The following is a 13,884-nucleotide window of genomic DNA, read 5'->3' on the forward strand; positions in this document are numbered from 1 at the left end:
GCCGCCGCCCCGGTTGCGTCAGTCAGGAAGGTTACTGACGCGGGAGGAAGGCGTTGGTCTTCCACAGGTCATAGCCGTCACGGAATTCGTTCATGTCGGCCAGGACTTTGGCAAAGAAGGCGTCGTTTGCGGCTTCCTCAGCAGCAACCTCTTCCCAGGTCGCGCGGAAGGTATCCAGCATCTCGGGCGACCATTGCTTGATGGTGACACCGTTGTTTTCGACATTGTCGATCAGGGCCGCGTGCTGAATGGCTTCGCCTTCGGCAAAGCTGTCCGCCATCGATGCCTTGCAGGCGTTTTCGATGATTGCCTTGTGCTGATCGCTGGTCTCGTTCCAGACATCCTTGTTGATCATCAGCTCAAACACGGTCGCCTGCTGGTGCCAGCCGGGGAAATAGTTGAACTTGACCAGCTTGTGGAAGCCCAGACGCGCGTCGATCGCGGGCATCGAGAATTCGGTCGCGTCGATGGCGCCTTTTTCCAATGCTGGGAAAATCTCACCACCCGGCAGCAGCGAGGTTGCGACGCCCAGTTTCTGCATGACTTTGCCGCCCAGACCGAAGAAACGCATCTTCAGACCGTTCAGGTCTTCGGGCGAGTTGATCTCGGTCGCAAACCAGCCCGAAGTTTCGGGGGCAATAACCGCGCAAGGGATGACGTGGACGTTGTAGCCGGCCTGATCGTACATCTCCTGATACAGGCTCATGCCGTTACCGTAATACAGCCATGCCATGTATTCGCCTGCCTCGGGACCGAAGGGCACGGCCGAGAACAGCGGCGCAGCGGGGATTTTACCTGCCCAATACCCGGCAGTGGTGTAGCCCGAGTTGATCTTGCCGGTGGACACAGCGTCCAGAATTTCGAACGGCGGAACCAGCTTGCCCGGCTCATACACCTTCATTTTCAGCGTACCGCCCGACATCAGGTCCAACTGCTCGGCCACGCGCGGAATCGGCGAGCCCAAGCCCGGCAATTCGGTCGAGAAGGCAATCGGGGTTTTCAGCAAAAGCTTGTCAGCGGCAATCGCTGGTGCGGCCAGAACGCTGGCAGCAACGGCCAGGCTCGTCAGGGTCTTCTTCATGAAATCTCCTCCAGGGTAGGTCGGGCAAGTGCCTCGATCAGCGGCGCAGGCTCTTCCAGCGCCTCTCCGGTGGTAAATTAACTTTACCATTACAAACCAGTCAACAATTTTGTTTACCAATGGACAAGATCACCAAGGCGATTACAGGAGCTTTCCTAATTTAGTTTGATCGACGATGGGCATTCCCTCAGCGCTCGCCGTGCCAAAAATCGCATTTAAATGAACGCATTGTGCCCAAAAATCAGGCGCATCGTGTTTTCTTGAGTTTTTCCAACAGATGGTTATATTTATTTACCAATAGACCCGTTCTTTACACCCAAAGCGAGGCGACACCCATGTCCACCAAAGCGATTTTCGAACCAGTCGGACACGAATCGCTGGCTGACGCAGTGGTTGCGCAGATCGAGGATCTGATTGCTTCGGGCATCCTGAAACAGGGGCGCAAACTGCCGTCGGAACGCGATCTGGCTGAGATGCTGCGCGTGTCACGCCCGAAACTGCGCGAGGCATTGTCGGTTCTCGAGGAACGCGGCCTTGTGACCACGCAACACGGCGAAGGCACCTTTGTTGCCGCTTTGACCGGCCAAGCGATGCTGCCAGCCCTTTTGGCCCTTTACGAACGGCACGAGCCTGCGTTTTTCGACTATCTGGAATACCGGCGCGAACAGGAAGGCTTTGCCGCCCGTCTCGCCGCGCGTCGTGCGACCAAGGCCGATAAGGAACGTATTGCCGAGATTCTGGCCGAAAACGAACGAGCCTGGCATGAGAATGACGCAAAGGCATCGCGCGAGGCTGATTTTGCGCTGCACGCCGCAATTGTCGATGCCAGCCAGAACGCCACGTTGATCCATATGATGGCCTCGATCTACGAGTTGACCAAACAGGGCGTTTTCTACAACCGCAGCTTTTTGAAATCGATTGATGGTTCGGGCAAGAAGCTGCTCGACCAACATCTGGAACTTGGTCAGTCCGTCATAGATGGGGACGAGCAGCGCGCTGAACAGGCGGCGTTCGATCATATCGATTTCGTGGAAGACTCGTTCCGGCTGGGCATCGAACAACAGCGGCGCGAGGTGATGGCTGAAAAGCGACGGATACTCTCAACGTGACTGAGTGAGACCAAGATCGACTCAACGGTCAAAAAATAAAAATATTTTCCACTATATGAAAAATGCCACCTACCCCCTATGGTTTTGCCGAAACGCGACAAGGGGGCTGGATTGGACACACCGAAACGACCGCGCGGCAGGCCGAAATCCCTGTTCAAGGAAAGCTCGGCCGGGACGCTGCAATCTCTGGACCGCGCCCTGGGCACCCTCAGCGCCGTTGCCCGGCTGGAACGCTGCACCCTGACGGATCTGAGCCGCGAGACCGGCGTGCCGACCGCCACCACCCATCGCATACTGGCCACGCTCGCCAATCGCGGCTTTGTGCGCTTTGACGAAGACCGGCAGGAATGGATGGTCGGGATCGAGGCGTATCGCGCCGGGGCCGCCTTTTTGAAACGCAACAACGTGGTCGAAATCTCGCGACCCATCATGCACAGGCTGATGCAGGAGACCGGCGAGACCGCAAATCTGGCCGTACCAGACGCCGGAGACGTGGTTTTTGTCGGCCAGATCGAGACGAAAAACCCGATCCGCGCCTTTTTCCCGCCGGGTGCGCGGACGCCCATGTACGCCTCGGGCACGGGCAAGGCAATTCTGGCCGCGATGGAGCCCGATGGCGTGCGGAAACTGCTGTCTTCATCAACGCTCGAAGCCTTCACCGAACGCACACACAGCGACGTCGCTTCCCTTGAAGCAGATCTGAAGGTTATCCGGCAGCGCGGCTGGTCTTATGATGTCGAGGAACGCTATCTTGGGATGTCCTGTATCGGTGCGGTGATATTCAACGAACAAAACCTGCCCTGCGCCGGAGTGTCCGTGTCCGGGCCAACCGCGCGGTTTAATTCGGAAACGATTGATCGGTTCGGCGATCTGGTCTCAGCCGCTGCACGTGAAATCACGCGCGCCGTTGGTGGGCGGCCGAAGCACCCTGATTAGATGTCCTGTCCGGGCGGGTCCAATGGCCCACCGGGGGCCAGCAGGGCCCGTTCCGACAACCAGGGATTAAGGTCCAGCGCGTCTTTTAGCGCGGTTCTTGCCTCGTCCAGCCGGTTCAGGCCCAGCAGCGACAAGGCTCGCCCGCTGATCGCCGCAACATGGTTCGGAGACAGTTCAATCGCGATGTCGAGGTCGCGCAGCGCCGATCCGTAATCCTGCCGCAGGTAATTGACAAAGGCCCGCTGATTGTACCCTTCCGCATATTGCGGGCAGTAGTCGACTAGCGCGTTCAACTCGTCCAAAGCCCCGATCAGGTCCCAAGCCTCGCGCCGCGCCATGCCCCGATCCAGCATAGTCTGGGATTTGGCATCGGGCGCATCGGTCCAAAGCTCCCACATCTGGCTGGAGAATACGCGCGCCTCGGTCTCGGACCCGGCCTTTTGGGTCTGCGCAATCAGGTCACTGACGCCGTCGATATGATCTGGCGCGTCCGGGCAAGACTGTGCTGTCGCCGCAGACGCTACCGCACACCCAATGATCGCTGCCTGGAGTAGATGTCGCATAATCCAAGGATGGCGCGGGATGAGGTTCTGTCAAGTTGCGTCCAGTGCGCCCAGCATTCCGGTTTCCTTTACAGCCTCCATCGCGACAAAGGTCGATGTGCTGGCCACATGCGGCAGGGACGAGATCTTTTCGGCCAAAACAGCCCGGTATTCCGACATGGAACCGGTCCTGACCTTCAGCAGATAGTCGAAATTCGACGCAATCATATGCGCCTGTTCAATCTCGGCAATCTTGCGGACCGCCGCATTAAACTCGGCCAGCGCCTTTTCCCGCGTGTCCGTCATGCGCACCTCGACAAAGGCCACGTGATCCAATCCCAGCCGGATCGGATCCAGCATCGCGCGGTAGCCTTTGATGACCCCATCCGCCTCAAGCCGTTTCAACCGCGCCTGCGTCGGAGATTTGGACAACCCGATCCGCCGGGCCAGATCCGCGACCGAGATACGCCCATCCTCGGCCAGGGCTTGCAGGATGGACCGGTCGAACCGATCCAGTTCAGGAAAGTGCATTTGCATCGTTCAAAACCCAAATTTCAGGCGAATGGCCCATGATACATCAACCTTCAAGCGATTGTCCTGATTTTTTACGAATATACTACTAAAAACGCCCGGAGGATTCATGTCACACAGCCTGCGCACCCTAATCGACACTCAAACCTATGCGGACCAGTCATCTGTGCTGCAGTCCCTGATCGACACGGCAAACCTGACCGACGCAGATCGCACCGTCATTTGCGCCGCCGCCGCCCAGCTTGTCCGCGACATCCGGTCAAGCACCTCGCCGGGGATGATGGAGGTGTTTCTGGCCGAATACGGCCTGTCGACCGACGAAGGCGTGGCCCTGATGTGTCTGGCCGAGGCGCTGTTGCGCGTGCCGGATGCAGACACGATCGACGCGCTGATCGAAGACAAGATTGCGCCCTCGGACTGGGGCAAGCATCTGGGTCAGTCCTCATCCTCGCTGGTCAATGCCTCGACCTGGGCTTTGATGCTGACCGGCAAGGTGCTGGATGAGGGCAAGGCGTCCCCCGTCAGCGCCCTGCGCGGGGCGATCAAACGGCTGGGTGAGCCGGTCATTCGCACGGCCGTTGGCCGCGCCATGAAGGAAATGGGCCGGCAGTTCGTTCTGGGAGAGACCATTCAATCCGCCATGGGTCGCGCCAGCGGGATGGAGGCCAAGGGCTACACCTATTCCTATGACATGCTGGGCGAGGCAGCGCGCACCGAGGCAGATGCCGCCCGCTATCACCTATCCTATTCCCGCGCCATCGCCGCCATTGCCGAGGCGTGCACCCATGACGACATCCGCGCAAACCCCGGCATCTCGGTCAAGTTGTCCGCCCTGCACCCGCGCTATGAATTGGCACAGAAAGAGCGTGTCATGGATGAGCTGGTGCCGCGCCTGCGCGCATTGGCCCTTTTGGCCAAAGCCGCTGGCATGGGTTTGAACGTGGATGCCGAAGAGGCCGACCGACTGTCCTTGTCGTTGCAAGTGATCGAAGAGGTCATGGCCGAGCCTGCGCTGGCCGGATGGGATGGGTTCGGCATCGTTGTGCAGGCTTACGGGCCGCGTGCGGGGTTGGTGCTGGACACTCTCTATGACATGGCACAGCGCCATGACCGCAAGCTGATGGTCCGTCTGGTTAAAGGCGCCTATTGGGATACCGAGATCAAGCGTGCGCAGGTCGAAGGGGTCGATGGGTTCCCTGTCTTTACCCACAAGGCCGCAACCGATGTGTCCTATGTCGCCAATGCGCGCAAGTTGCTGGGCATGACCGACCGCATTTATCCGCAATTCGCGACCCACAACGCCCACACCGTCAGCGCCATTCTTCATATCGCCGAGGACCAGCCGTTCGAATTCCAACGCCTGCACGGCATGGGTGAGACACTGCATCAACTGGTCATGGAAAAGCACAAGACCCGCTGCCGCATCTATGCTCCCGTCGGGGCGCATCGTGACCTTCTGGCCTATCTGGTCCGGCGCTTGCTGGAAAACGGTGCGAACTCGTCCTTCGTGAACCAGATCGTGGATGAGGCCGTGCCGCCGGAAGAGGTTGCCGCCGACCCGTTCACCGCTGTTCAGGCGGCCTCGACACCGCTTCCGACCGGGCCGGAGCTGTTTCTGCCGGAACGCCCGAATTCCAAGGGGTTTGACCTGCGGCATACACCGACGCTCGACAAGATCGACGCGGCGCGGGACCGGTTCCGGGCGCATCACTGGTATGCGCAGCCCCTGCTGTCCGAACAGGCCAAACCCGCGGCGGATCAACCTGTGATCAATCCGGCGCACCCTCAGGACAAGCCCGGCGCGGTTGCCCCCGCCAGCACCGCAGATGTCGAACTGGCTTTGGCCTCGGCCAGCCCCTGGCAGGCCCCTGCCGCGCAACGCGCTGAGGTTCTGAACAAGGCCGCTGATCTGTACGAGGCCCATTTCGGTGAGCTGTTCGCCCTTTTGGCCCGCGAGGCCGGGAAATCGCTGCTTGATGCGGTGGCTGAGCTGCGCGAAGCGGTGGATTTCCTGCGCTACTATGCGGCCAACATCCCTGCGGCCAAACCTGCCGGGATTTTCACCTGCATCAGCCCGTGGAACTTCCCGCTGGCGATCTTCACCGGCCAGATTTCCGCAGCGCTGGCAACCGGCAATGCGGTTCTGGCAAAACCCGCGCCGCAAACCCCGCTGATCGCGCATCGCGCAATTCAGCTGCTGCACGAGGCCGGGGTGCCACGTGATGCGCTGCAACTGCTGCCCGGTGGGCCAGAGGTGGGCGCGGCGCTGACCTCGGATGCGCGCATCTCGGGCGTGGCCTTCACGGGATCGACGGCAACGGCGCTGAAAATCCGCTCGGCCATGGCGCAGAACATGCGACCCGGCACGCCGTTGATCGCCGAGACCGGCGGTCTGAATGCGATGATCGTCGATAGCACCGCGCTGCCGGAACAGGCGGTGCAATCGATCATCGAAAGCGCGTTTCAATCCGCTGGTCAGCGCTGTTCCGCCCTGCGTTGCCTGTATCTGCAAGAGGACATTGCCGAGGATGTGTTGACGATGCTGAAAGGCGCGATGGATGCGCTGCGCGTCGGCGACCCGTGGCTGATTTCAACCGATTGCGGCCCGGTGATCGACGAAACCGCGCGTCAGGGCATTGCGGATCATGTCTCCAAAGCGCGGGCCGAAGGTCGCGTTCTCAAGGAACTCGGCACCCCGCCCGAGGGGGTGTTTATCGCCCCGACACTGATCGAAATCAGCGGTATCGCTGATCTTGAGCGTGAAATCTTTGGCCCGGTTCTGCACGTGGCCCGCTTTAAGGCGCAAGAGATCGATCAGGTGATCGCGGACATCAACGCCACAGGGTATGGCCTGACCTTCGGCCTGCACACCCGTATCGACGACCGTGTTCAGCACGTGACCGAGGCGATCCACGCGGGCAACGTCTATGTCAACCGCAACCAGATCGGGGCCATCGTCGGTTCTCAGCCCTTCGGTGGCGAGGGGCTGTCGGGCACCGGGCCCAAGGCGGGGGGCCCCAACTATATGGCCCGGTTCTGCGCACCGGATCGCCAGTCGGCATCTGAGACCTGGAGCGCATCGGCAGAGTTGCCCGCGCCAAAAGGCCAACCTGCACCGGTTCAGACGCAAACCCTGCCCGGACCGACAGGGGAATCGAACCGGTTGTCCGAGTTTGCACGGCCACCGGTCCTATGCCTTGGCCCCGGTTCCACGGCATCACATGCACAGGCCGATGCGGTTCTGGCCTTGGGTGGAACCGCGATTGAGGCTGCCGGAGCGCTTGATCTGCATCGCTTGGAGAACCTGACCGGCATTTCGGGCGTTTTGTGGTGGGGCGATGAGGATACCGCCCGTCAGATCGAACAGCATCTGGCCCGTCGCGACGGTCCGATCCTGCCGCTGATCCCCGGCCTGCCGGACCGCGCCCGCGTGTTGGGCGAACGGCATGTCTGTGTCGATACCACAGCCGCAGGCGGTAACGCCGCGTTGTTGGGCGGTGCGGCATAAGCTGACCTTGACGCTGGGCCCTGAAAAGCCCAGCGTCGCGCCATGTTTCCGATCCGCGACCATAACCCCTCGGGGCGCACGCCCTATGTCGTTTACACGCTGATGGCGGCGAATATCCTGATCTTCCTCAGCTATGTGGGGATCATGGATAACCCGCAATTGATCCAGCGGTTCTATTTCGACTACGCGATCATTCCCGCGCGCATCGCGGATGGCTATGCGTTCGAGACATTCGTGACGTCCATGTTCCTGCATGGCGGCTGGATGCATCTGGCCGGGAACATGCTGTTTCTTTGGATCTTCGGGGACAATCTGGAAGATGAAATGGGCCACCTGCCCTTTCTGCTCTTCTATCTCGTCGCCGGATTAGGGGCCGGGCTGATCCACGTCATTACTGCGCCGGATTCGGTGGTGCCGACAATCGGAGCCTCGGGCGCAATTGCCGGGGTGATGGGCGGCTATCTTTTGCTGTTCCCAAAGGCCCGCGTCGATATTCTGCTGATCCTGATCGTCTATTTCAGGGTCTTTTCGATCCCGGCTTTTGTGATGCTGGGCGTCTGGCTGGTGATGCAGTTCTACGGCAGCCTGAACAGCAACCCCGACGAAGGCGGCGTGGCCTATTGGGCCCATACCGGAGGGTTCGTCGTCGGGCTGATCCTGTGTATCCCGCTATGGCTGAAACGCGGCGGCACAGCGTTCTGGGATCGCACCCATGGCCATCCGCCACACCCCGAGACGAAATACAAACTCTCGCAAACGCGCATCCCGCGCGTGCCGCGCAAGTAGGCGTGCCTTAGCCCCGGATCACTTTGGCAAAACTGTCAAAGATTGGCTCGTTGGCGCAGATAACCTCGCCGTCTTCCAGCACGCTGCCTTCGGGGTTCAAAGGCTGCACAAAGCCACCCGCTTCTTTCACGATGATCATGCCTGCGGCCAGATCCCATGCGTTCAGGCGGCGTTCCCAGAACCCTTCGTAACGGCCAGCCGCCACATAGGCCATGTCCAAGGCGGCAGCGCCCCAGCGACGCACACCGGCGCAGGCGGGCATCAGGCGCGCAAGGTCTTGCAGGGTTGCAGGTAGATCGGAACGGCCACCAAAGGGCAGACCGGTCGAGAAGATCGATTCAATCATGCGGTGACGACCGGACACGCGGATACGCATATCGTTCATCCATGCGCCTTCGCCCTTTTCGGCAAAGAACATCTCGTCCTTGGCAGGGTCGTAGATCACACCGGACACGATCTTACCCTTGTGTTCCAGTGCGATGGACACCGCCCAATGCGGCAAACCGTGCAGGAAGTTGGTGGTGCCGTCCAGCGGATCGACGATCCAGCGGCGGGTCGGGTCCTCGCCGTCAATCGAACCGCCCTCTTCGGCCAGCCAGCCATAGGTCGGGCGCGCACCCAGCAGTTCTTCTTTCAGGATGGCCTCGGCGGCGATATCGGCCTTGGACACAAAGTCGCCCGCGCCCTTCATCGACACCTGCAGGTTCTCGACTTCACGGAAATCCTTGACCAGAGACCGCCCCGCCTTGCGCGCGGCTTTGATCATGATGTTGAGATTTGCACTGCCAACCATTGTGAAAAGGCTCCTGTCCGGTCAAACCGCGCGTATACTGATGCAATGCGCCCTTGCCAAGAGGAATGATGCGCATAGCAGCCCCGCGCAAAACGCCGCTACTGGGCCTGCAGCTTGCGCGCCTCGTCGCGGGCCAGTTTGACCAGTTCCTGCACAAAGGGTTTTTCCAGATCTTCCGAGCGGACGGCGGCATATAGACGGCGCGTGATCCCCTCACTCGTCAGTGGCCGGGTGACGTAATCCGAGTTGTACTTGACCTCGCGCACGACCCAGTCGGGCAGGACCGAAATGCCCCGGTTCGACGCAACCAGCAGCAGGATCACCGCCGTCAGTTCGACCTGCCGGATGGCGGCCGGTTCGACCCGCGCCGGGATCAACAGCTGACTGAAGACATCCAGACGCGTGCGCTCAACCGGATAGGTGATCAGGGTCTGACCACGAAAATCCTCGGCCTCGATATAATCCTTCTCGGCCAGCGGATGGGATGAGGCGGCGACAAACACCGCGTTGTAGTCGAACAGTTCGACAAACTCGACACCCGGCAGATCTTCGGGGTCGGATGAGACGACCAGATCAACTTCTTCCTTCTGCAATGCGGGCAAAGCATCAAAAGCCAGACCGGGGCGAATGTCGACATCCACGTCACCCCAGGACTTCCGGAAGGATTCCAGCACCGGGAACAGCCATTCGAAACAGGCGTGACACTCGATGGCGATATGCATCCGGCCCGTGCGACCGTCACGCAGCGAAGTGAACTCCTGCTGGGCAGCTTCGACCTGCGGCAGAATCTGTTCCGCCAGACGCAACAGGCGCAGTCCGGCGGCGGACAGTTTCATCGGCTTCGACCGGCGCAGGAACAGTTCGACCCCAGCCTGATCCTCAAGCCCTTTGATCTGGTGGCTCAGCGCGGATTGCGTGATGTTCAGCTGATCCGCCGCACGCGCCAGCCCGCCGCATTCATGGATGGCCTTGATGGTTCGCAGGTGCCGGAACTCGATGTGCATATGTCGCGCACCTCATGTTGTTCTTGAAGAATATGAGTTTGTCTCACATCGCCCCACATGGCACAAGAGGCTCAATTGATCCTGTGAGGCCATGATGACCAAACCTGAAATTTCGTTCGAGTTCTTTCCGCCCAAAACGCTTGAGGCCTCATTCCGCCTTTGGGACACGGTGCAAACACTAGCCCCGCTAGAGCCCCGGTTTGTTTCGGTCACCTATGGCGCAGGCGGCACCACGCGCGAGTTGACGCGGGATGCGGTTGCGACGCTGCACAAGTCGTCTGGCCTGCCGGTTGCGGCGCATCTGACCTGCGTCGATGCCTCGCGTCAGGAAACGCTTGAGATCGCTGACAAGTTCGCCCGCGCCGGTGTCGAAAACATCGTTGCCCTGCGTGGCGATCCGCCAAAAGGACAGGACAAGTTCATCCCCCACCCCGACGGCTTTGCGCATTCTGTGGAACTGATCGAGGCACTGGCCGAGACCGAGATGTTCAGCATCCGCGTTGGAGCCTATCCAGACAAACATCCCGAAGCCCGCAATACGCAAGCGGATGTGGACTGGCTGAAAGCCAAGCTGGACGCGGGTGCCGATGAGGCGCTGACCCAGTTCTTCTTCGAGGCCGAGACCTTTTTCCGGTTCCGTGATGCCTGTGAGAAAGCGGGTATCGACAAGCCCATCGTCCCCGGCATTCTGCCGATCGAAAATTGGAAGGGCGCGCGCAGCTTTGCCCAGCGCTGCGGCACCCACGTTCCCGATTGGATCGATCAGGCGTTCGAGAAAGCCATTCGCGATGATCGTGAAGATCTTCTGGCCACGGCGCTGTGCACCGAGTTGTGCTCTGACCTGATCGAAGGCGGCGTGGACAAGCTGCATTTCTACACGCTGAACCGCCCGGAACTGACCCGTGACGTGTGTTTTGCGCTGGGCATCACACCCAAGGCCGAATTGCAGAACGTCGCCTAATTCAACCATTCATTGCGCCTTGCCCGGGTCCAAAACTGGCCCGGGCTTTTTTGTGTTCGCAAACCGCCGGAAAGCTGGTGCTGACACTGCACCCAAAGGTTCGCCCGAAATCAGGAACAATCCGCATTCTGGCTTCGCATTGTCACCCCAGCCCAACTCAATACTCTGTAAAAATTGACAAAAACACGACACTCGGGAAACTGAGGATGTGTGGTTGTAAAGAGTGAAATGAGTATGGAGCACGTCGACGAGTTCAAGGCTCGCAAGGACGCTTTGGCGGATCTGGGACTGGACCCGGACGCCGATTCAGAAGACATCCGAGACGCATGGCGGCGGATCGCCTTTCATGCCCATCCTGATCACACAGGTGGGGATTCAACAAATTTCGCGCGGGCCAAGGCGGCCTATGATTATCTGCGCAAAAAGGGCTACACCGCGAAAGAGGCCGATACCGGACCGCGCAAGCCGAAACGGCCACGCCTGAGAAAGCGCATCATCGAGCTTGCGCCCGAAGATATCGCAACCTGTCAGGCGATGCTGGATCCCGGTCGCGCTCTGCCGCATATGTCGCAGCGGGATGAGTCCAACTATGTCGCGTCCGACCACGTTCCGGATGCGGTTGGATGTTATGGGCGTCATCTGACGTATTTCGTCACAACACCGGTCTGCCAGGGGGCCAATCGGGTCGCTCTGCCGACCTCTGTCCTCAGCGCTTCGCGCAATACCGAGACCGAAGTTCTGAGCTTCCAGTCAAATGACAAAGGGGCCGGAGAGGTCGTGATCCCGGACACAATCTGCGAACGCAAATTTCCGGGGGCGAAAAGTGTGCGCATCCGGTTTGAGGCCGATCAGGCCATTCGCAACGAATACTGGCTGGCGAGTTAACCGCGCGGAAAGCCCGGCTCTTGAGGGGGTGAGAGCCGGGCTGTGGGTCGTGAGTGGCCTTAGTTTGTGATCGGGCCTTCCGAAGTGAACTTCGGAATGACGCTGGTGGAGGCGTCACCCCCTTCGATACCCGGCCAGTTGCCTTCGGCGATGTTGATGTTGCCCGGAACATCTTCTTCCCAGAAACCGACAACAACATCGGTGATGTTCAGGTACAGCTTGTCATCGACGATGCGCCACAGGTTCGGGTTGGCCGGAACCTTACCGCCCTTGGATACGCCATACGCGCAGTGGCCGTCATATTGCGGCGCGTAATAGGCCGGGTTTTCCAGGAACTTGTCGCGGTTTTCTTTTGTCGCGAAGGCCCAGGTGGCACCGTTATATTCGGCGGTGATGTCTGCATTTCCGCGCACACCTTCGGGTTGCGACTGACCAACAGCAACCTGATCCAGGCTGCGATAGGCAACAACGTCATACCCAGAGACAGCAAAACCGGTGCCGTCGACATATTGCGGGCCAGCGAAAGCTGGAACTGCCAGGGCCATGGCCGCGGCAAAGGTCAAAGCAAAGCGTTTCATGTGGTCAATCCTTTTCAAGTCATCTGCCCAAGGGTGCCGTGTTGGCGGGACTGTCGAGACAATATGCTATTTTTTGGGGCTGCGTAGTCCCCCTCGCGCCGCTGTGACCAAGAACGAGAAAACGTGAGAGGTTTGTCTGAATTTATTACAACAACACGGGGTTGGACTCTGGATACTGCAACATTAGCTGTTAGACGATTGGGTGCGCGGACCCCCGGCATTGGACAGAAAGGCACGAGATGAGCGATCAATCCACTTACACCCCTCCGAAAGTCTGGACCTGGGACAGCGAAAGCGGCGGGCGGTTTGCCAATATCAACCGGCCGATTGCAGGTGCCACCCACGACAAGGATCTGCCCGTAGGTCGCCATCCCCTGCAACTGTATTCGCTGGCCACGCCCAATGGCGTCAAGGTCACGATCATGCTGGAAGAGCTGTTGGCCCTGGGCCATGAAGAGGCTGAGTACAATGCCTGGCTGGTCAATATCGGCGAAGGCGACCAGTTCAGTTCCGGCTTTGTCGGTGCCAATCCAAACTCGAAAATTCCTGCGCTGTGGGACCGGTCAGGTGATGAGCCTGTGCGCGTTTTTGAAAGCGCCTCGATCCTGTTCCATCTGGCCGAGAAATTTGACGCCTTCCTGCCCAAATCGGGGCCAGAGCGGACCGAGGTGATGAACTGGGTTTTCTGGCAGATGGGCAGCGCGCCCTATCTGGGCGGCGGGTTCGGTCATTTCTACGCCTATGCACCTGAAAAATGGGAATATCCGATCAACCGCTTTGCCATGGAGGCGAAGCGCCAGTTGGACGTTCTGGATCGGGAGCTGGCCAAGAAAACCTTTATCGCGGGTGAGGATTATTCGATTGCCGATATGGCGATCTGGCCCTGGTACGGTCAGCTTGTGCTGGGTCGTCTGTACGACGCCGCCGAGTTTCTGGATGTCGAATCCTACAAGAACGTCATGCGCTGGGCCAAGGCCATCGACGAACGCCCGGCTGTTCTGCGGGGACGCATGGTCAACCGCCCGTTTGGCGAGCCGCATATGCAGCTTCATGAACGGCACGAGGCCAGCGATTTCGAGACCCGAACGCAGGACAAACTGGAACCTGCTGCCGAATAACCGGCGAAAAAGACGACGCGGCGCTGGTTTGCGCCGCGTTTTCCTTTTGGGC

At 59.7% G+C, this 13,884-nt stretch carries 13 protein-coding genes; 7 read left to right on the forward strand and 6 right to left on the reverse strand.

Translation table 11 applies throughout. From position 1 onward, the window contains the following. Positions 1–31: 31 nt before the first annotated feature. Positions 32–1,081 (reverse strand): TRAP transporter substrate-binding protein, encoded by a 1,050-nt coding sequence (locus tag ACR0KJ_RS07415; RefSeq protein ID WP_170521774.1) that lies wholly within the window; start codon positions 1,079–1,081, stop codon positions 32–34. Positions 1,082–1,416: 335 nt separating this feature from the next. On the opposite strand from ACR0KJ_RS07415, the gene ACR0KJ_RS07420 reads away from it, so the two are divergent. Beyond that, complete coding sequence (locus ACR0KJ_RS07420; RefSeq protein ID WP_170622919.1) at positions 1,417–2,190, forward strand: FadR/GntR family transcriptional regulator; 774 nt, start codon at positions 1,417–1,419, stop codon at positions 2,188–2,190. A gap of 111 nt (positions 2,191–2,301) precedes the next feature. Next, positions 2,302–3,126 (forward strand): IclR family transcriptional regulator, encoded by an 825-nt coding sequence (locus tag ACR0KJ_RS07425; RefSeq protein ID WP_480626336.1) that lies wholly within the window; start codon positions 2,302–2,304, stop codon positions 3,124–3,126. On the opposite strand, the gene ACR0KJ_RS07430 is transcribed toward ACR0KJ_RS07425, so the two are convergent. Next, positions 3,123–3,689, reverse strand: a complete 567-nt coding sequence (locus tag ACR0KJ_RS07430; RefSeq protein WP_170452557.1) for a tetratricopeptide repeat protein — start codon at positions 3,687–3,689, stop codon at positions 3,123–3,125. The genes ACR0KJ_RS07425 and ACR0KJ_RS07430 overlap by 4 nt on opposite strands. A 30-nt stretch (positions 3,690–3,719) precedes the next feature. Next, on the reverse strand, positions 3,720–4,205 hold the full coding sequence (locus ACR0KJ_RS07435) for a winged helix-turn-helix transcriptional regulator (protein ID WP_170622915.1): 486 nt from the start codon (positions 4,203–4,205) through the stop codon (positions 3,720–3,722). 103 nt (positions 4,206–4,308) lie between these two features. Here ACR0KJ_RS07435 and putA point away from each other — a divergent pair, with 103 nt between their 5' ends. Both putA and ACR0KJ_RS07445 read left to right on the forward strand, forming a co-directional pair. After that, positions 4,309–7,707: a bifunctional proline dehydrogenase/L-glutamate gamma-semialdehyde dehydrogenase PutA gene (gene putA / locus ACR0KJ_RS07440; protein WP_480626337.1), complete on the forward strand. Its 3,399-nt coding sequence runs from the start codon at positions 4,309–4,311 to the stop codon at positions 7,705–7,707. Positions 7,708–7,749: 42 nt separating this feature from the next. Beyond that, on the forward strand, positions 7,750–8,493 hold the full coding sequence (locus ACR0KJ_RS07445; protein ID WP_170521763.1) for a rhomboid family intramembrane serine protease: 744 nt from the start codon (positions 7,750–7,752) through the stop codon (positions 8,491–8,493). A gap of 7 nt (positions 8,494–8,500) precedes the next feature. On the opposite strand, the gene ACR0KJ_RS07450 is transcribed toward ACR0KJ_RS07445, so the two are convergent. Then, entirely contained in the window at positions 8,501–9,286 is a 786-nt protein-coding gene (locus tag ACR0KJ_RS07450; RefSeq protein WP_170622909.1) for an inositol monophosphatase family protein, read from the reverse strand. Between the two features lie 98 nt (positions 9,287–9,384). After that, a complete protein-coding gene (locus tag ACR0KJ_RS07455) occupies positions 9,385–10,290 on the reverse strand; it encodes a LysR family transcriptional regulator (RefSeq protein ID WP_170452567.1) in 906 nt (301 codons plus the stop codon). Between the two features lie 94 nt (positions 10,291–10,384). Here ACR0KJ_RS07455 and metF point away from each other — a divergent pair, with 94 nt between their 5' ends. Both metF and ACR0KJ_RS07465 read left to right on the forward strand, forming a co-directional pair. Continuing rightward, positions 10,385–11,251: a methylenetetrahydrofolate reductase [NAD(P)H] gene (metF, locus tag ACR0KJ_RS07460; protein WP_170622907.1), complete on the forward strand. Its 867-nt coding sequence runs from the start codon at positions 10,385–10,387 to the stop codon at positions 11,249–11,251. Positions 11,252–11,485: 234 nt separating this feature from the next. Next, the gene (locus tag ACR0KJ_RS07465) at positions 11,486–12,136 is read left to right on the forward strand and encodes a J domain-containing protein (protein WP_170453140.1); all 651 of its coding nucleotides are present in this window, start codon (positions 11,486–11,488) and stop codon (positions 12,134–12,136) included. 59 nt (positions 12,137–12,195) lie between these two features. On the opposite strand, the gene ACR0KJ_RS07470 is transcribed toward ACR0KJ_RS07465, so the two are convergent. Beyond that, positions 12,196–12,714, reverse strand: a complete 519-nt coding sequence (locus ACR0KJ_RS07470; RefSeq protein WP_480626338.1) for a YHS domain-containing (seleno)protein — start codon at positions 12,712–12,714, stop codon at positions 12,196–12,198. A gap of 239 nt (positions 12,715–12,953) precedes the next feature. On the opposite strand from ACR0KJ_RS07470, the gene yghU reads away from it, so the two are divergent. Then, positions 12,954–13,832 (forward strand): glutathione-dependent disulfide-bond oxidoreductase, encoded by an 879-nt coding sequence (yghU, locus tag ACR0KJ_RS07475; protein ID WP_170452572.1) that lies wholly within the window; start codon positions 12,954–12,956, stop codon positions 13,830–13,832. The last annotated feature ends 52 nt before the right edge of the window (positions 13,833–13,884 follow it).

The sequence above is a fragment of the Ruegeria sp. AD6 genome (assembly GCF_056542325.1).

Coding starts and splice junctions, on each gene's coding strand:
- ACR0KJ_RS07420 (WP_170622919.1), top strand. CDS start 1,417: ATGTCCACCAAAGCGATTTTCGAACCAGTCGGACACGAATCGCTGGCT.
- ACR0KJ_RS07465 (WP_170453140.1), top strand. CDS start 11,486: ATGGAGCACGTCGACGAGTTCAAGGCTCGCAAGGACGCTTTGGCGGAT.
- ACR0KJ_RS07470 (WP_480626338.1), bottom strand. CDS start 12,714: ATGAAACGCTTTGCTTTGACCTTTGCCGCGGCCATGGCCCTGGCAGTT.
- ACR0KJ_RS07435 (WP_170622915.1), bottom strand. CDS start 4,205: ATGCAAATGCACTTTCCTGAACTGGATCGGTTCGACCGGTCCATCCTG.
- ACR0KJ_RS07430 (WP_170452557.1), bottom strand. CDS start 3,689: ATGCGACATCTACTCCAGGCAGCGATCATTGGGTGTGCGGTAGCGTCT.
- ACR0KJ_RS07415 (WP_170521774.1), bottom strand. CDS start 1,081: ATGAAGAAGACCCTGACGAGCCTGGCCGTTGCTGCCAGCGTTCTGGCC.
- ACR0KJ_RS07445 (WP_170521763.1), top strand. CDS start 7,750: ATGTTTCCGATCCGCGACCATAACCCCTCGGGGCGCACGCCCTATGTC.
- putA (WP_480626337.1), top strand. CDS start 4,309: ATGTCACACAGCCTGCGCACCCTAATCGACACTCAAACCTATGCGGAC.
- ACR0KJ_RS07450 (WP_170622909.1), bottom strand. CDS start 9,286: ATGGTTGGCAGTGCAAATCTCAACATCATGATCAAAGCCGCGCGCAAG.
- metF (WP_170622907.1), top strand. CDS start 10,385: ATGACCAAACCTGAAATTTCGTTCGAGTTCTTTCCGCCCAAAACGCTT.
- ACR0KJ_RS07455 (WP_170452567.1), bottom strand. CDS start 10,290: ATGCACATCGAGTTCCGGCACCTGCGAACCATCAAGGCCATCCATGAA.
- yghU (WP_170452572.1), top strand. CDS start 12,954: ATGAGCGATCAATCCACTTACACCCCTCCGAAAGTCTGGACCTGGGAC.